We start from the raw sequence: 17,792 nt of genomic DNA, 5'->3' as shown, positions 1-17,792 counted from the left end.
ATCAAATCAGGAATAGGATACGCTTAGGAGTGTGGCATTTTCTAGTAACAAAAGCGAATTATGAACCCTCACTTGGTCCGCATTTGAGCATGGCGTCAACTTGTCTGTTTAGGTAACACTTAAGTTTTATCCTTCAATAAAACGTACAAAACAGTCTTTTTTAAGTTCTTCTATATCCTTTGACAGCTTATAATAAAGATTTGAAATTAATTGGTATCGTATATCAATAGTATCGGATTAAAATAGTATATTAGTCTATATGATTGAAAGTTTCGGATGTAAGCATACCGAAAAGGTTTGGAACGGAGTCTGGACAAAAAAATGGAGTGATGAAGTTGCCAATAATGCATTGAGAAAAATGTTTATGATCAATGCGGCAGGTGATATTCAAGACTTGAAAATACCACCATCAAATCGCTTACATAAGTTGAAAGGAAACATGAAAGAGTATTGGGCTATTAGCATTAATGATCAATGGAGAATAATCTTTCAATGGTCAAATACGAATGCTTACGATGTTCAAATAATAGATTATCACTAATGCTGAAAAATAATATACATCCTGGCGAAATTTTAAAATATGAATTCTTAGATCCGATGAATTTGTCAAGTTATAAATTGTCAAAAGAGCTTGGAATCCAACAAACTCGGATCAGTCAAATAATTAAGGGGAAAAGGTCTGTCACGGCTGACACTGCCATTCGGCTGTCTAAATTTTTTGGTACCACCGAAGAGTTTTGGATGAATCTACAGTGTGAATATGATTTAAGAAATGCTCACTCTGAAAAGGATAATGAATTTAACAAAATTCAAAAATTCGAAATAGATCAAGCCTAATTAAGCAATTTTGAGGGTTTTACTAAGTCCAATGAAGAATATCTGATTGTAAAAACTGAGAAGGTAAGAAGGCATTCATAATTTATGAACAATAATTATTATCCAGTATTGATTTTAATAGTCAAAGTTTTCATGAAGGACTAATTAATAATCATGTGTTGCCAGCTTATTGAGGTAATATTTGAATGATAAAAAAAGTGAGAGTTGCACGATTTTCCTTAGCCTCATACTATGATGTTTACAAGAATTAAGTTAGATTCCATTTTGTGACTTTTTGCTACTTATTGTAAATAATATGAGATGAAGGCAGTAATAACTACAGTGTTTTTATTATTAACTATTCAAGCTAATTCACAATCCTTTGGATTGAGTTCGGATACAAACCTACTAACTTATGAAGAGGTTATTAAAGTTGATGGGATGTCATCAGAAGAACTATTTAATAAAGTGAAAGAATGGACGATAGAAACCTTCAATAATGCCGAAAAGGTAATTGTAGGTGAAAATAAGCCTTCATTAATCAAAGCAAGATTTATTCAAGCCTATTTTAATGGGCTTGGAAAAAACGCCGATTATTATAATACCTTGACTGTAAGGGTCAAAGATGGAGCAGTAAAAATCACCATTGACCAAATGGTTATGTCCAGTGGATATGGCGTTGAACAAACGATTTTTAAGAAAGATGGCTCCAAAAGAAAAGGCCAAATATATCAAAAAATTCATGATGACATTGAGTCTAAATGCCGCGACCTAGTTAAAAATCTTGCCAACTATATGAACAAAGATCCAGAATGGTAATGTTGTTCTATATTTCCACTCATTACAACGATTACTTCACCACCAGCATATTCTTCACATATTCAATTGCCGCTTTGAAATTTGCTTGGGGGAGGAGCCGTAATATTTTTTAAATGAAGTAATGAAATGAGATAGGCTTTTATAGCCTAGTATAGAAGCTATTTCGTTGGTTTTGTGGTTTTTAAGTAGGTGAAGAGCTTCTTTCATTTTTAGATCTATAATAAAACTCCTAATGGTAGTGCCATATACATTTTTGAAGTTTTGTTTGAGTTGCAACTCATTTAAAAGCACATGTCTTGAGATCTCTTTAATGGTAGGTGTTTTTCTAAAATTAGTTTCAAGATAGTAGTGGGCCTTTTTAATTTTTTCCAGTACCTCCGGATTTAAATCACTATAGGCTACCTGATTTTCCTGCTCATAGCAATATAGTGTAAGTAAAAATTCCCTGATTTTTAATTCCAGAAAATCGAGCCGCTCTTCTATTTTCCAGGACTTGCTTACCATGTCTAACAGAATTTGATGCAGCGGAAATATCACTTTGAAATTAACTTCTCCTTCTGATTTGTTCCGACTGGTTATCGCTTTAAAAAATCCACTTCTTTTAGGCCAGTTTTCATTAGCAAACCGGTCCTCAAGGTATTGGGTAGAGATAAGCATAGTTATATAATGCGTCTGGCTACTTTTGGGCATAGAAATGCTTAAGCGCGAATTTTTACCATATACCAGCGAAAGAAAGCCTGGGTAGGAGTCTACCGTGCTGGTGGCTGACAGGTCAGTAATCTGAGGGTTGCTGCCTCTAGTAATACAGGCTATTCTTATATATTCCCCTTCTATGCTGAAAACATCTTCTATGTCTTTGTGATCATAAAAGCTGGTGTTTATAAGACATAGCTGATCACTGTAGGCAAGCTGACTGTTAATGGTTAGCCCTTTTTCTTTAAAGTGTAAATCCTGAGTGTATAATTTACCTCTGGTCTTTAGCGAATCCAGATCCACATCAAAAAGGTTCAACTGCTCATTCTTTAGGTAAGATTTTACTCGCATTATATACTTTTTTCGAAAGTTTTATTTCTGATTCCGAATCTATTTTGATCTATCAAGATAATACATTTGCAATGTTATTTGAAATTAGTCTAAATAAACACACTGCTAATATAATAAATTTTTAATCTAGTGAAAACAGTTTTACTCAGTACTCTTCTTGCCTTATTAAGCATTTTTCCTTCTTTCGGTCAGGAGAAAGCTACTATTAGTGGAGTGGTTAAATCTTCAGAAGGAGAGATAATTCCTGATGCTTACCTATTTATAGACAAGACTAATTTTAATGCTATAAGCGATGCTAAAGGTAATTATGAGCTGAAAGTGCCGGCAGGTAAGTACCTCTTGGCATGTACTGTTTTAGGTTTTGAAAGAGAGATTGCTCAGGTAGAAGTGGAGGCAGGAACTACATTAGTTTATGACTTTACCCTTACGGAGAAAGATCAGGTTTTAGATGAGGTGGAAATCACCGGTAAATCTATTATTCAGGAGGTGAAGGAATCTCCCTATAACGTAGTGGCCATAGATACCAAAAAGCTGGAAAACAGTTCTAAAGACCTTTCGCAGGCCTTAGAGAGATCTTCTGGGGTGAGAATCAGAAGATCTGGAGGGCAAGGTTCCAGAACGTCTGTAATGCTTAATGGCTTTACCGGCAGGCACGTAAAAATATTCATGGATGGCTTGCCTATGCAGTCTTATGGTTCGGCTTTTCAGATTAATAACATACCCGTAAACCTGGCAGAGAGAATTGAAGTGTATAAGGGTGTAGTGCCTATAGAACTTGGTGCTGATGCTCTGGGTGGTGCTATTAACATTATTACTAAAAAAACAGCTAATACCTATTTAGATGCTTCTTATTCTTATGGTTCTTTCAATACTCATAAGACTAATATAAACTTTGGTTCTACCTCTAAATCTGGCTTTACTTTTAATGTAAATGCTTTTCAGAACTACTCAGATAATAATTATGATGTAAAAACCCAATTGCTGGAGTTTACCGAAAATGCTTATGGCTCATATTCTAGTAGGTATTCTAATGAAGAGCAGTGGTTTGAAAGGTTTCATGATACCTACCATAATGAGACAGTGATTGCTAAAGTTGGTTTTGTGAAGAAGCCCTGGACCGATAGATTTTTAATCGGCGCCACCCTTGCTCAGGAAGAAGCGGACATACAAAATGCCAATATTATGCAGATAGCATACGGAGGCAGAGCCACTGAGTCGCATTCGGTAATTCCTTCTCTGGAATATTATAAGAGTGATCTCTTTATAAAGAATTTATCCCTTTCGGTGTCAGCTAATTATAGTAGAGTAAAGCAGACCAATATAGATACAATGGCTCGCCAGTATAACTGGGCAGGAGATTACAGGCCTAAAGGATCGAGAGGTGAGGGTGACTATTCTATGGGTGAGTTCAGAAACAATACTGGCATGTTTACGGCCAATCTAAAATATAAAATAGGAGAGAAGCAACAGATAGTAGTTAACAACCTGTGGAGTACTTTCGAAAGGAAAAACTCTGACCCAGTGGCCAATGACCAGAATAGTTCTGATGCTGATTTTATGAAAAGGTCTAACACTAAAAATGTGCTGGGCATTTCCTACGATTATCAACTTACTGACAAATGGAATGCCTCGCTCTTTGGGAAAAATTATCATGTAGTAACCACCGGGCCTATGGATACTACAACTGTAGGTACCACCCCATACTACGAGCAGCAAACCAGAAGGTATTCTGTAAATGGTTTTGGCCTAGTTACTAATTACCGTTTAAAGAGTGATTTGCTGCTAAAAATGTCTTTTGAAAGATCTGTTCGTCTACCTACCTCTACCGAGCTTTTTGGCGATGAAGTATTGGAGACCGGTACCACTGATCTGGAGGCAGAAAACAGCCGTAATGTTAATTTTAATGTCACTTATACCCCTTCATGGGGAGTGGCTCAAAAGAATGCGCTATACATAGATGCAGGCTTTATTTATAGAGATACAGAAGATTACATCAGAAGAGATGTAAGTCAGAGTGACGGTTTGGCATCATATGTAAACCACGGTAAGGTGCAGAATGTAGGCGTCGATCTGGAAGCAAGATATTTCTATAAGAGATCATTTGCCGTAGGCGGTACTTTCACTTACCAGAATATGAGAGATAAGGTAGAAGATGATCAGAACGGACGTCCTTCTCTGCACTATAATGACCGCATGAGAAATGTACCTTACCTATTCGGAAACGGAGATGTGAGCTATATGAAAAATAACCTTTTTGGTAAAGGAGATAAGCTTACCGTAACCTACTTCCTAAATTATGTTCATGCCTTCTTCAGAGACTGGCCAAGTTTAGGTAGTGAAAAAATCGAAATCCCGGAGCAGCTTTCGCATGATCTGAGTGTAAACTACTCCATGAAGCGCGGTAAGTATAATATCACCTTAGAAGCCAACAATTTCACAGATACTATTCTGTATGATAACTATAGCCTGCAAAAGCCGGGCAGAAGCTTCTCTGTAAAACTCAGGTACTTCTTCTCTAAGAGTAGATCATAAATAACGAAATCAATTAATTAATAAACTATAAATCATAATGACTAACTTTTATAAAAAGCTATTTTCATATGGATTAATGGGGGCTCTATTAATCTCATCATTTGGATGTAGTGATGATGATTCAGATTCTGTTGATCCCGTAGACAGTGATCAGGATTATACTTTTTTCATTTCAGCGTCAAGTGAAGATTCAGAATATATTGTAACTGCAGATGACCTTGAATCTGGTGAGGTTTCTATTGTGGGTAACGGTACTGAGCTGGCTATGACAGGTTATAACTGGATTTTCAATGATGCCCCATCAGTAGCTGTAGGGCTTGTTTACGCACAAGGAGATCCTGGTATCGGTCTTGGGTATAGATATAACGACAATGGTGAGCTGGAAAACATTGGGCAGTTTCAGATTTCTTCTCGCTTTACTTCATATGGCTTTTTCGAAAACTATGCCATCACTTCAGTAGGAGGTCAGACTTTAGTAGATGATGAAGGAAACACTTTATTAGATGATGACGGTAACCCAAGACAAGACGGATCTGTGTTTAACTTCATAGATGTAAATACTATGAGTATGGAGACTAAGAGTATACCTACTTATGATGTTTTTCATGAAGGTCAACAAGCTACTTTCTCAGGTATTGTAGATCGTGGTAACGGAACTTTCCTTTCAGGTGCAGTGGTATCTTCACCTAGAGATCCTGATGCTACTGGTGGTAGTAGCACTGGTGAAGTAGTGTATCCTAATGAATGTTGGGTGGCTGTTTTGGATGAAGATCTGAATATTGTTAAAACATATCATGATGATAGATTGAGCTATTCTTCAGGCAGATTCAGATCTCAATACTATTCTCAAATAGCCAAAGATGATGATGATAATGTTTATGTGTTCTCTGGTTCATATGAAGAAGGTACTACTCAGCCTGCCGGAGCGTTAAGAATTAATAATGGAGCGGATGATTTTGATGCTGATTATTACTTCAATATTGAAGCACTTACTGATGGCTATAAATTCAGAAGAGTATGGCACATTACTGAAGATTACTTCCTGTTAGAAATCTATAATGATGTGGTGCCTACCTCAAGAGGAGCGGCTTCTCAATACGGAATTGTAAAAATGGAAGACCAAACCTTTAACTGGGTAGGTGGTGATTTCCCTGCTTATGATCAGATCGATGCTACTGGTTTACCTATGGCGCATGATGGTAAAATGTACTTCCCTGTAACAGTAGATTCCGAGTATCCTGTAGTTTATGTAATTGATCCGGCCACGGCTTCAGCTACAGCTGGTATTACAGTACAAGCTACTGGTGTAAGATCAGTAGGTACCTTAAGAAGATAATTATATATTAAGTGAGGTTTACATCTTCACTAAAGGAGACGCAAAAGTCATCTTTAGTAGGTGTAAACCTTATTTGCTATTGTATTTGATAGAAAAAACATAACCATGAAAATCAATTTTTATACATTTTTCATAGCCCTTGTAATGCTTCCCTTTATAGCTGGTGCTCAGGATAAGAACGTTTTTCTTGATCGTAGTTATTGGGCTTCCAAACCTTCTGTAGAAGAGGTGAAGCAGAAAATAGCTGAAGGCAATGACCCTGCTGCGTTTAATGGAGCTAAGTTTAACGGTATCATGTTCGCTATACTTAACAGAGTACCAACAGAGACCATTAAGTTTTTATTAACCAAAACTGACAATATTAACGAAGCTACTCATGATGGTAGAAATTACCTGCACTGGGCGGCTATGGGCGGTAACCTTGAAGTAGTAAAATACCTGATAGAAAAAGGTGTGAAAACTGATATGCAGGATGATCATGGTTATACCGTGTTGGCTTTTGCTGCCACCACCGGGCAAACTAATCCTGAGATCTATGATCAGTTGCTGGCAAATGGTTCTAAGGTTACAGAAACTAACCATAATGGAGCTACGGCTTTACTGCTACTGGTACCTCACCTTTCTGATTTTACCATGGTAGATTATTTCACTTCTAAAGGGTTAGATCTGTATGCAAAAGATAAAGAAGGAAGTGGTGTTTTCTTTTACACAGCTAAAACAGGAAACACCAAAATGATGGATCTGCTTATAGAAAAGGGAGTCGATTATAAAGGAAAAAATAACGAAGGAGCCAATGCAATGATTGCCGCTAGCCAGGGTACCAGAAGAGGAACTAATGACCTATCTGTTTTTAAATACCTGGAAGAAAAAGGCGTTCAGCCAAATGTTGCTACTAAAGAGGGAGTTACGCCATTGCATCTAACTGCGGCAAGATCTAAAGATCCCGAAGTGATAAACTATTTCATAAGTAAAGGGGTAGATGTAAATGCTAAAGGTGCTCAAGGAAATACTCCGCTAATGAATGCCGCTGCAGGTAATGATTTAGCAATAGTGAAGTTATTAGTGGAGAAATCAAAAGACATTAATTCAGCTAATAAGGCTGGTGAAACTGCTCTAACTAAAGCTGTAGCAGGTAACTCACCTGAGGTTGTAAAATATTTAATAGATAAGGGTGCTAAAGTAAAAGTGAAAGATGTTGCGGGTAACAATGTAGGCTATTACTTAATCAGCTCTTTTAGAACCAGAGGCGGATTTATGCAAAAAGGAGATCCTATTGCTGAGAAGTATGAAATCCTTAAAAAGAAAGGATTTAACCCTAAAGCGGAGCAGGCTAAGGGTAACACTTTATATCACTTGGCTGTAGAAAAGAACAATCTTTCATTAATCCAAAAAGTAGAAGCTATGGGCGTGGATATTAATAAGGCTAATGATGAAGGCACTACACCTTTACAAATAGCAGCCATGAAAGCTACTGATACTAGTATTTTAAAGTATCTCGTGGAAAATGGCGCAGATAAAAGGGTAGTAACGGACTTTGAGGAGACTGTTCATGATTTAGCTTCAGAAAATGAGATTTTAGCTGAGAATAAGGCAGATATTGAATTTTTAAAATAAACAGAATGAGAAATACAGGAAAGATATTGGTTTTACTATTGGTCACAGTAGCATTAGTTAGTTGGTCATCAGTAGCTACTAAAGACTCTTATAAGTGCATGGTTCAGCTGGTAAATTATGAAGGTGAAGCCGCTTATGTAGCGGTGTCTTTAATTAATCCTAACGGCGAATATGAAGAAACGCTGCATGTAATGGGGAAAGATGAGCGTTGGTACCCTGACCTTACCTCTTGGTGGCCTTTTTTTGAAAAGAATAAAGAAATAGATGGTACAAGTGGAGCAAGCATAGCCGGAGGAGAAAGAAGAATATTTGTACTGAATATTGATAACGATAAGCTGGATGCTGGTTATAAAATACGTTTCGAAACATCAGTAGAAGAACAAAAATATTATGAGCAAGATGCCGAAATACTTTTAACTTCTGAAAATGTAAAAGGCAAATTTGAGGGCAAGGGATATATCCGTTATATCAGGATGATTCCAGGTTAATCTTAAAATTCAATATAAATTCCTTTCACAGATCAATATGATAATTTCTGTATGGAGATATAGCCATCTTATTTTGGCTATATCTTCTTTTGTTTTTATCGCTTTAGCCTCCATAACGGGCATTATTCTATCATTTGAGCCTATCTCAGAGCAAGCTAGCGGCTACAAAATAGCGAACTCTGATGACTTAAGCCTGGGCGAAACAGTCACTACTTTAAAGGCCGCCTACCTAGAGGTGCTAGAGCTTAAAGTAGATCATAATGGCTTTGTATCAGCTTCTGTAATAGATAATGAAGGTGAAATGGGCGATTTTTATATTGATCCTTTTACAGGCGAAAAAATAGGCGATCTTTTGGAGAAATCTCCTTTTTTTGAGTTCACTACTTCGCTTCACAGGTCTCTGTTTCTAAAAAGTACAGGCCGGTTTATTATAGGGCTGACCTCTTTCTTGTTGTTTTTAATAGCCATTACCGGTTTTATTTTAGTGCTGAAAAGGCAGCAAGGCATCAAAAAACTCTTTTCCAGAATTATAAAAGAGAACTTCTTTCAATACTATCATACCTACCTGGGCAGGCTGGCGCTAATTCCCATTATCATTATCACTATTACGGGCACTTATCTATCTATGGAGAAATTTTCTCTACTGCCAGAAGTGTCCAGACCTACCTATGATATTGATTATGAAAATTTAAGTGAAGAGCCCGCATCAGAAGCCAATGAGTTTCCAATATTCAAAAATACATCCCTATCAGAAGTGAGAAGTCTTCAGTTCCCGTTTTCACCAGGCGTAGAAGATTATTATACGCTGCAGCTAAAAGATAAGGAAGTGCTGGTAAATCAGTTTACAGGTGAGGTATTAGGAGAGCACGTTTACCCTATGGTTACTGTGCTTTCGGAGCTGAGTCTGCTGTTACACACAGGTCGTGGTAACGTGTGGTGGGCGATAGTGCTAGGGCTATCTTCTTGCAGTATACTCTTTTTTATATACTCAGGCTTTGCACTTACTTTTAAACGTAAGGCTGCCAAAATAAAGAACAATCTTAAGAAAGACGATTGTAAATATATTATCCTCATAGGATCAGAAACAGGTTCTACCATTCCTTTTGCTATGCAACTCCATCAGCAGCTTTTAGAAAATGGTGAGTCTAGCTACATCACAGAGATGAACCGTTATGAAAGCTTTCCACGCATGGAGAAACTAATCATAATCACTTCTACTTATGGCAAGGGAGAGGCTCCGGCTAATGCTACCAAGTTTATGCAGAAGTTTAAAGAGCAGCCACCTGAGCAAGAATTTAGCTATGCTGTGGTGGGCTTTGGATCGCTTGCTTATGAAGATTACTGTCAATATGCCATTGATGTAAATGACATGCTGAGTCAAAATGAATACGCTAGTGAGCTGATGGCTATCCATACAATTAATAACCGGTCTTGGGAGGCATACAGACAGTGGGCCAGGTTGTTAGGAAATAAAACCTCATTAGCCATAGAGCTGCCTGCTAAAAATCCGGTAGAGCTGAAGCCGAAAAAGGTAAGATCATTCATGGTATTGAGCAAAACCAATGCTGAAGACAGCATTGATGATACTTTTCTTATTGAGCTGGAAAGGAGTTCTGGAAAAGTAAAATCAGGAGATCTTATAGGCATTTACCCCCCCGATGAGCATGAGAGATTGTATTCTATGGCCATTATGGAAGAAGGCCAGATTTTGCTCAGCGTAAAAAGACATGACTTAGGCGTTTGCTCTAATTATCTTAATCAACTTTCACCCGGAGACACTTTGCAAGGTAGCTTGGTGAAGAACAAAAATTTCCATTTTCCTTCTAAAAGAAAGCCGGTTATAATGATAGGCACAGGAACTGGTATAGCGCCTTTTTTAGGTATGCTGGCTCAGAATAAGAATAAGGTAGAAGCTCACCTGTATTGGGGAGCAAGAACACCCCAATCTTATCAGCTATATGCTGAGAATATTCAAAAATGCCTTGATAATAATTCGTTGACCAGGTTTTTGCCTGCTTATTCTAGGGAGGGAGATCGGGTATATGTGCAGGATCTCATAGAGCAGGATACCGAGCTCATAGCTCGGGTGCTAAAAAATAAAGGGGTGATCATGATCTGTGGTTCTATAGCTATGCAAAGAGAGGTGACCAATCGGTTGGAGCAAATTAGTATGGGCGAAAACAATAAGCCTTTAAGTTATTATCAAAACAAAAATCAAATAAGAATTGACTGCTATTAAGAATATAAGGCTTGCGAGTTTAGGAATGTTATTGATGGTAATGCTGAATCCTTCTTTTGGGCAATTGAAAGACACAAATGCTCAGTGGAGCATAGGCCAGGGCTATGAGTTATATTCTCAGGTTTTAAAAGAAAACAGGCCAATTTATGTGCATTTACCTGAGGGTTACAATGAGCATATTGACAAAAAATATGATGTAATATACCTCTTAGATGGCGAGCAAAACTTTTTAACGGCCACTAGTATCAGCTCTTTTTTAGGCAGAGGAGGTCGAGGTAAACCCAGTGAGGCTCCCATAGTAGTGGCTATACCTAACACAGACAGAACCCGAGATTTAACGCCAACCAGTGCCATTAGCAGGAGGGGAGCGGCAACATTGGAAAATAGTGGTAGAGGTGAGAGTTTTATTGCTTTTATGGAAAAAGAGCTCATTCCTACAGTAGAAAGTACTTACCGTGTCACTGACAGAAGAGTATTAATAGGCCATTCTTTTGGAGGGCTTTTAACAGTGTACACCTTGCTGCATCATCCTGATGTATTTACTGATTACCTGGCTATTGATCCTAGTTTTTGGTGGGATGATCAGAAGCTTATGAAAGAAGCAGAACCATTGATAGAGCAGCTAAAAGGAAAAAATGTGAACCTGTATCTGGCAAGAGCAGGTAGAAATGCTCATCATGATGTAGCCAGGCAAAAAGAAGATGCGAAAGAGTTACAATTGGATTTTAAGACCATGTTAGAACAAAAAGCTCCTGAAAGTTTACAATGGAGATATGATAACTTTGAGGAAGAGTCTCATGGTACTATTTACTTTATTGGTTGCTTTACAGGGTTAAAATATCTACAAGAAGAAAAGTAGCTATTTGATATCAGGTTTAGTTAAATGGCAATTTTTTGATAGAGAAAGAAAAAGTAGTGCCTTCTCCCAGATGAGATTCAACATCAATAGAACCGCCTGTGCTTTCAATGATTTTTTTCACTGTAGGCAGGCCTATTCCTGAGCCTTTCACTCCAAAACGATCTTTATGAGAGGCCGTTTTAAAAAGGTTAAAAATAGAGTCATAATCTTTTTCAGGTATACCGGGGCCGTTATCTTTTACATAGAAATGATAGAATTGAGAATCTTCATAATGCCCTATTTCTATTCTAATTTCCTCTTTGTCATTATACCTGATACTATTGTTGACCAGGTTCAAAAATATCTGATCCAGCTTGGTACGATTAAAGTAGATGCATTTTTCAGGATGCTTGATATCTAATTTAATATTCATTCCTTCCTCTGGCTGGATAGATGATTTTAAACTATCAAAATAATCTGAGAGTAGAATAGATTTGTAAGAAGAGGCATCATTTTCATTTTTATAGTAGCTCAAGATGCCTTCTACTAACAGTTTTAGCTTTTTAGCCGCATTATTACTGAACTTAATGAGTTCTCTGGTTTCTGCTGGTAAACTTGCTTTATCAGAGTTAAGCAGCAAGTCATGGCTCAGCAATATGTTAGTGAGCGGAGACTTAATATCATGAGTAACCACCATGGCAAAGCTCTCCAGATCTTCATTTCTATTTTCAAGATGAATTTTAACCGCTTCTAATTCCAGATTTTTTTGCCTTAGTTCAAGTAGGTTCATTACATTTCGGGAGAGCATTTTGAGTGCCGTTTTCTGCTCTTCAGTGAGTAATCGGGTTTTGTTATCTATAATGCATACCGTGCCTAAACCATAACCGTCATGAGAAATGAGAGGTACGCCAGCATAAAATACGGTATCAGGGTAGTAGGCGGAGAGAGGGTTGTTTTTAAAGCGATCATCATTACGCGAATCTTCAATAATAACTACTTCTTCAGTACAATCTATGGCATGTGAGCAAAACGAATATTTACGAGGAGTTTCTTTAACTGTCAGGCCATGAGCTGATTTGAACCACTGCCTTTCTCTGTCTACAAAAGAGATGAGTGCTATAGGAGCCTGACAGATTACGGAAGCAAGGTATGTAATATTATCATAGTCAGTTTCTGTAATGGTATCCAGAATATTTAACTTTTCGAGAGCTTCAACCCTTTTGCTTTCCTTTTCTGAATTCGTCATCCTATTGCCCCTGAGGCGGTTGTAGGCTACAATGCTATATAAATAAAGGACAAAATCAAAATTAAAAAGTATTTTTGGATAACAAGTTTGAGTTAGGTTTAGGATATACTTGAATTATTCTTGGATTGAATTAAGTATGTAAGAAATTATGTGGTTTTTCACATTAATTAAAAAGTGTAAAAATTTTTCAAAGGAGATGGAAATAGGTATAAGTACGTTTGCAGAAAATACAAGGGATCCAGAAAGTGGTAAAATGCTGAGCCCAGAGATAAGGCTCTCTAACTTAATGGAAGAAATAGAGCTGGCCGATCAGGTAGGGCTCGATGTTTACGCTATAGGAGAACATCACAGGCCTGATTTTATTGTATCATCACCAGCCACAGTTTTAGCGGCAGCAGCTGTTAAAACCAAGCAGATTAAACTATCCAGCGCCGTTTCTGTGATTAGCTCAGATGATCCTGTGCGAGTATTTCAGCAGTTTGCTCATGTAGATTTATTGAGTAAAGGCAGAGCTGAGATCATGGCAGGCAGAGGGTCTTTTACTGAGTCGTTTCCTCTTTTTGGTAATAATTTGCATGAATATGATTCACTTTTCTCCGAAAAACTAGAGTTATTAAATCAGCTTAATGAAAATGAAATGATAACCTGGTCTGGTAAGCACAGGGCTCCAATTCATAACCGAGGGGTGTACCCAAGACCTTATCAGGAAAAGTTACCCATTTGGGTAGCAGTGGGAGGTACTCCACAGTCCGTCATTAGAGCAGCTAAAATGGGACTTCCCCTAGCGATAGCCATTATAGGAGGTATGCCCGAACATTTTGCGCCTCTGGCCGAATTATATCGAAACACCTATCAAGAGGCTGGGCATGATATGGATAAATTGCAGATAGCGGTGCATTCTCATGGTTTTTTGGCTGATGATAGTGAGCAAGCAGCCGACGATTTCTTTGGGCCTTATGCTGTGATGATGAACCAGATAGGAAGTGAAAGAGGCTGGCCGCCAATTACCAGACAGCAATATGAAGGTTCCAGGTCTGCAAGAGGATCATTGTTAGTGGGAGACCCGCAGCAAGTGATAGATAAAATACTTATGGAGCGTGAATTACTGGGTATTACTCGTTTTCTTGTTCACCTCAGCGTTGGTACTATGCCTCATAGTAAAATGATGAGAGCTATAGAACTACTAGGAACTAAGGTAGCTCCTGAAATAAAAAAGATTTTGTCTGGAAAGTAATTACTTTTTATACGAAATAGAAGTGAAGTACTCGAAATGCCTTTTTATACAGTATAATGAGAATTTCGAGTACTTTAATTTGTTTCAAAGGATATTTAAGAAACAGTTTTTCAAATTTATTTTAAAGAGTAAAGCTTAAGCTTTCTTTACAAATTCAGATTTAAGAGCCATTGCTCCGAAGCCATCCACTTTGCAGTCAATATTATGATCTCCCTCAACCAATCGTATGTTTTTCACTTTGGTTCCTGCTTTAATAGGTTTTGGGGCGCCTTTTACAGGTAAATCTTTAGCAATAACTACATCATCACCATCTTGAAGTAGGTTTCCATTGGCATCTTTAACTACCGGACCGGCAGCCTCAGCGGCAGCTTCTTCAGGGTTCCACTCGTGGCCACATTCGGGGCACATCATTAATACACCGGTAGAGTAACCAAACGGTGAGCTGCATTCAGGACAATTTTGTGTTTCAGACATGTTTTCAAATTTTGGAGCGCAAATCTACTGAAATAATTGGAAGATAAGGATCTTGAATGCAGCGAATGTGCTTTCATGGTCTAGGAGGTGCGTTGAATGTAAGGTTTATTGTTTTATAATGGACAGTCTCCATGAAAGGCTAGCCCAGTATGGTCCAGTCAATAAAAGCATTGACTATTTCTTAATTTCCGCAACTTGCCACTTATATTGTTATACACTCCTCTGGTTGTACTGTCATACTGAGACCTGAAATTTGGAACCCAAACTTACAAAAGGGAATGACATAGAATTAGATCGAAGCATACATCAACCTATTGCTTTAAGGTAAATTTTTTAAATACCAGTCAACTTGGATTATCTAGTTTTTATCTTCCATAGCTGAGGTTCCTTACTTTTTTGATCGATGGCAAAAAAGTAACAAAAAACTCTTTCTTGCAATGAGGTCTTCCGCTCACTAAAACATTTCATAGTCATGAAATGCCATTAAGGACTTGAGAAAAACCTATTTTTCAATATTATTTGATCTCGCGACGGTACAGCAAGGTGAAACCGCACCCGAGTCACATTGAGCCGTGTCGAAATGTAGACGATCGGTACGGATTTATGATTTAAATAGCTCTCAATTGTTTTGAGCTTTTCAGATTACGTGCTATATGCTTGTACTGTCATTGGTAGTTAAAAGCAATTATTATGAGGTTTATTGATGTATTTATTTCATATAATTAAGAGTGACCAAATATAGCTTTAACCCGGATTATTCATTAGAATAATCAAAAGGAGGACTAGTAGACGATATGTTCAAGAATATTCCCTCCATCCAGGGTCTTCTTTTGGAGGGTAATGAGATTTTTAAAACCTTTTTATTAGCATGGTTTGCTGTCCAGGCTCCTAATGCAAAGCAATAGGATCTGAGGGTTGATAGGGTTGCTTTTCGATGATGGTTCAACGCAAAATGCCTGAATAAACTCATCAAATTGTAAGCCACCATGATAAAGCGAAAGGAGGCTTCTGTTGCCCAAAAATCTTGTAAACAAAAATTTTCAAGCCCAAAATCTTGTTTCAATTCCTTAATTCTGTTCTCACAATCGGCGCGGGTGTTGTACATGTTCCAAATCTGATCCAGAGGTAAATCCATATTGGTCACATAGCAACTATATCGATAGCCAGGCTGATCTTCAAAAAGTTCCTTGCCTCCTGCATGTGGCCTGATGTCAACTTGCTTTTTTACAATAATGTATCGTCTTGGCTTACCGTTTTCATGACTGAAAACCATCTCGTTCAGCTCTATTCCCTTTGCCAGTTTGACCCAATCTTTAAGCCCCCAAACTTCGCTTTTTACATTGGGGTACATGCGTACAGCCATAATGTAATTGAGGAGTTCTTCATCTAGATATGACATGATTTCTTCGTTGTAAAAACCACTATCGGCCCTTACCAGACCTACTTTTTGTCCTGCCAAGGCGTGCTTAAAGGTTTCTTCCATGAACTCCCTGCAACTACTACTGGCCGCTGTGTTGCCTGGCCTGAGCCATGCATTGGCCACCATTCTGGTTTGACTCACAAAGGCCATCAAGGGGTGATGTGAATTTCTCCCTCTTTTGTTGGGGTTATAACCTTTACTACTCCCTTGTTGATCTCCATATCGAGTGATCACAGTACTATCAAAATCAATGGTGAGTGCTCCTAAACGGAGCTGGTCAAAGAACCATTGTTGAAGCTCTGGAAATACTTCGTTGTTTAGGGATTGAGAGAATTTTCCAAAAAAACGACTGTAGGTACTTTGGCTAGGCATACCATCCCATCCAAAAATTGACTGTAAAACAGTATCATATCTCAACCAGTCACAATGGATGTATCTACTAGCCCCTGTCCAGATACTCAGCCAAAAACTCTCTACGATTTGCTTGGGGTCATACCCTCGGTTAGAACCAGGAGATGGAAGTGCCAGTTCGGCTAATTTTTCTCGTATCCCTACCTGATCGATAAATCGTTTCATTAAACTCATCCCTCCAAAGGGTGTCACTGGCTTGGAGGAATATTCAATGGGTAAAGACCCTATATTTTGAGTAACCATTCTGGTGATTTTTATACCTCATCAAAATCGATCTTTTTACACAATTATCGAAGGATTTTCTAAACTTTTAGTTTTCTAATGCATAATCAGGGTTTAATGGATTGATGAATATCTATATTACTGATAATGGAGGGTTTTTGAAACTGCAAACTTTGGCAATATGTCTGGCTAGAGTATAGAATTTGATATAAGATTTATCTTTATAAGATAATAATCTTATTATAGTCAAAGAAAAGCCTGATAATTCTACGGAGTTGTCAGGCTTTTCTTTTTTGTAAATAACTATATCGTTATTTTATAGAAATATTTTGAAGTCATGAATAAAAGTAATACATTTGTATTACAAATATGAAATGGTTATGATCAATGTCAGAGTAAATAAGGAACTAGAAGAGAAGCTGAATCAATATAGTCAGCAAAAAAATCTCTCTAAATCTTCTATTGTGAAAGAAGCTTTGGCTCAGTATTTCAAAAAAGAAGAGATGAATCAAACGCCTTATGAGCTTGGCTCAGATCTATTTGGCATAGAAGGAAGTGGTAATGCAAATGCTTCCTCAGGTTATAAAAAGGCCTTAAAACAAAAGTTAAATGAGAAGCACACTCATTGATGCCGGCCCATTAATTGGGCTTTTTGATAAGAGCGATAAATATCATTTTAAAGCACTTCACTTCATTCAGGAATTCAAAGGACAGCTATGGACCACTTGGCCAGTGATTACTGAAGTCTCTCATATGCTGGATTTCAGTACAAAGGTGCAGCAGGCCTTTCTTCTGTGGATACAGAGAGGTGGATTAAAGATCTATTCTTTGGAGACTGAGCACCTGATCAGAATTATAGAACTGACTGAAAAGTTTAACGATGTGCCTATGGACTTGGCAGATGCTTCTTTAGTAGTTACTGCAGAAAGCACAGGTTTCAATGAAATAGCCAGTATCGATGGTGATTTTTACATCTATCGTGATGTCAGAAACAAGTATTTGAAAAATATATTTATGTGAGGTCTTCCGCTCACGGAAATATTTCATAGTCATGAACAG

At 37.7% G+C, this 17,792-nt stretch carries 16 protein-coding genes; 12 read left to right on the top strand and 4 right to left on the bottom strand.

What is annotated here, in order from left to right:
• Positions 1–259: 259 nt before the first annotated feature.
• The 3 genes from LVD15_RS24330 to LVD15_RS24320 all read left to right on the top strand — a co-directional run bounded on the left by LVD15_RS24330 (position 260) and on the right by LVD15_RS24320 (position 1,635).
• Positions 260–541: a type II toxin-antitoxin system RelE/ParE family toxin gene (locus tag LVD15_RS24330; RefSeq protein ID WP_233777788.1), complete on the top strand. Its 282-nt coding sequence runs from the start codon at positions 260–262 to the stop codon at positions 539–541.
• The gene (locus LVD15_RS24325) at positions 541–837 is read left to right on the top strand and encodes a HigA family addiction module antitoxin (protein WP_233777787.1); all 297 of its coding nucleotides are present in this window, start codon (positions 541–543) and stop codon (positions 835–837) included. The genes LVD15_RS24330 and LVD15_RS24325 overlap by 1 nt, the downstream gene beginning before the upstream one ends.
• Positions 838–1,137: 300 nt before the next feature.
• Positions 1,138–1,635: a DUF4468 domain-containing protein gene (locus LVD15_RS24320; RefSeq protein ID WP_233777786.1), complete on the top strand. Its 498-nt coding sequence runs from the start codon at positions 1,138–1,140 to the stop codon at positions 1,633–1,635.
• A 54-nt stretch (positions 1,636–1,689) separates the two neighbouring features.
• Here LVD15_RS24320 and LVD15_RS24315 read toward each other — a convergent pair whose 3' ends face one another.
• On the bottom strand, positions 1,690–2,679 hold the full coding sequence (locus LVD15_RS24315) for a helix-turn-helix transcriptional regulator (protein ID WP_233777785.1): 990 nt from the start codon (positions 2,677–2,679) through the stop codon (positions 1,690–1,692).
• 129 nt (positions 2,680–2,808) lie between these two features.
• Between LVD15_RS24315 and LVD15_RS24310 the strand changes: the two genes are divergently transcribed.
• From LVD15_RS24310 to LVD15_RS24285, 6 genes are all read left to right on the top strand, one after another.
• Entirely contained in the window at positions 2,809–5,211 is a 2,403-nt protein-coding gene (locus LVD15_RS24310) for a TonB-dependent receptor (RefSeq protein ID WP_233777784.1), read from the top strand.
• Positions 5,212–5,248: 37 nt separating this feature from the next.
• Entirely contained in the window at positions 5,249–6,547 is a 1,299-nt protein-coding gene (locus LVD15_RS24305) for a DUF4374 domain-containing protein (RefSeq protein WP_233777783.1), read from the top strand.
• Positions 6,548–6,652: 105 nt separating this feature from the next.
• Positions 6,653–8,161, top strand: a complete 1,509-nt coding sequence (locus LVD15_RS24300) for an ankyrin repeat domain-containing protein (protein WP_233777782.1) — start codon at positions 6,653–6,655, stop codon at positions 8,159–8,161.
• Between the two features lie 5 nt (positions 8,162–8,166).
• Positions 8,167–8,649, top strand: coding sequence for a DUF2271 domain-containing protein (locus LVD15_RS24295; protein ID WP_233777781.1), 483 nt, complete (start codon positions 8,167–8,169; stop codon positions 8,647–8,649).
• A 37-nt stretch (positions 8,650–8,686) separates the two neighbouring features.
• Positions 8,687–10,888: a PepSY domain-containing protein gene (locus LVD15_RS24290; protein WP_233777780.1), complete on the top strand. Its 2,202-nt coding sequence runs from the start codon at positions 8,687–8,689 to the stop codon at positions 10,886–10,888.
• 25 nt (positions 10,889–10,913) lie between these two features.
• Positions 10,914–11,747 (top strand): alpha/beta hydrolase, encoded by an 834-nt coding sequence (locus LVD15_RS24285; RefSeq protein WP_233777779.1) that lies wholly within the window; start codon positions 10,914–10,916, stop codon positions 11,745–11,747.
• Positions 11,748–11,763: 16 nt separating this feature from the next.
• Here LVD15_RS24285 and LVD15_RS24280 read toward each other — a convergent pair whose 3' ends face one another.
• Entirely contained in the window at positions 11,764–12,972 is a 1,209-nt protein-coding gene (locus LVD15_RS24280) for a sensor histidine kinase (RefSeq protein WP_233777777.1), read from the bottom strand.
• A 196-nt stretch (positions 12,973–13,168) separates the two neighbouring features.
• Here LVD15_RS24280 and LVD15_RS24275 point away from each other — a divergent pair, with 196 nt between their 5' ends.
• Positions 13,169–14,206, top strand: coding sequence for an LLM class flavin-dependent oxidoreductase (locus LVD15_RS24275; protein WP_233777775.1), 1,038 nt, complete (start codon positions 13,169–13,171; stop codon positions 14,204–14,206).
• Positions 14,207–14,341: 135 nt separating this feature from the next.
• Here LVD15_RS24275 and LVD15_RS24270 read toward each other — a convergent pair whose 3' ends face one another.
• Positions 14,342–14,680 (bottom strand): zinc ribbon domain-containing protein YjdM, encoded by a 339-nt coding sequence (locus tag LVD15_RS24270; RefSeq protein ID WP_233777773.1) that lies wholly within the window; start codon positions 14,678–14,680, stop codon positions 14,342–14,344.
• 754 nt (positions 14,681–15,434) lie between these two features.
• Positions 15,435–16,754 carry an IS1380 family transposase gene (locus LVD15_RS24265; protein ID WP_233776077.1) on the bottom strand — a complete coding sequence of 440 codons (1,320 nt, stop codon included), beginning with the start codon at positions 16,752–16,754 and terminating at the stop codon, positions 15,435–15,437.
• A gap of 359 nt (positions 16,755–17,113) precedes the next feature.
• Here LVD15_RS24265 and LVD15_RS24260 point away from each other — a divergent pair, with 359 nt between their 5' ends.
• Positions 17,114–17,362, top strand: coding sequence for a YlcI/YnfO family protein (locus LVD15_RS24260; RefSeq protein ID WP_233777772.1), 249 nt, complete (start codon positions 17,114–17,116; stop codon positions 17,360–17,362).
• A complete protein-coding gene (locus LVD15_RS24255; protein WP_233777770.1) occupies positions 17,343–17,753 on the top strand; it encodes a type II toxin-antitoxin system VapC family toxin in 411 nt (136 codons plus the stop codon). The genes LVD15_RS24260 and LVD15_RS24255 overlap by 20 nt, the downstream gene beginning before the upstream one ends.
• The last annotated feature ends 39 nt before the right edge of the window (positions 17,754–17,792 follow it).

This window comes from Fulvivirga maritima, from assembly GCF_021389955.1.
Classification (GTDB): Bacteria; Bacteroidota; Bacteroidia; order Cytophagales; family Cyclobacteriaceae; genus Fulvivirga; species Fulvivirga maritima.
Note: the sequence above shows the minus strand (reverse complement) of the source record. Positions and strands in the feature narration are given on the sequence as shown.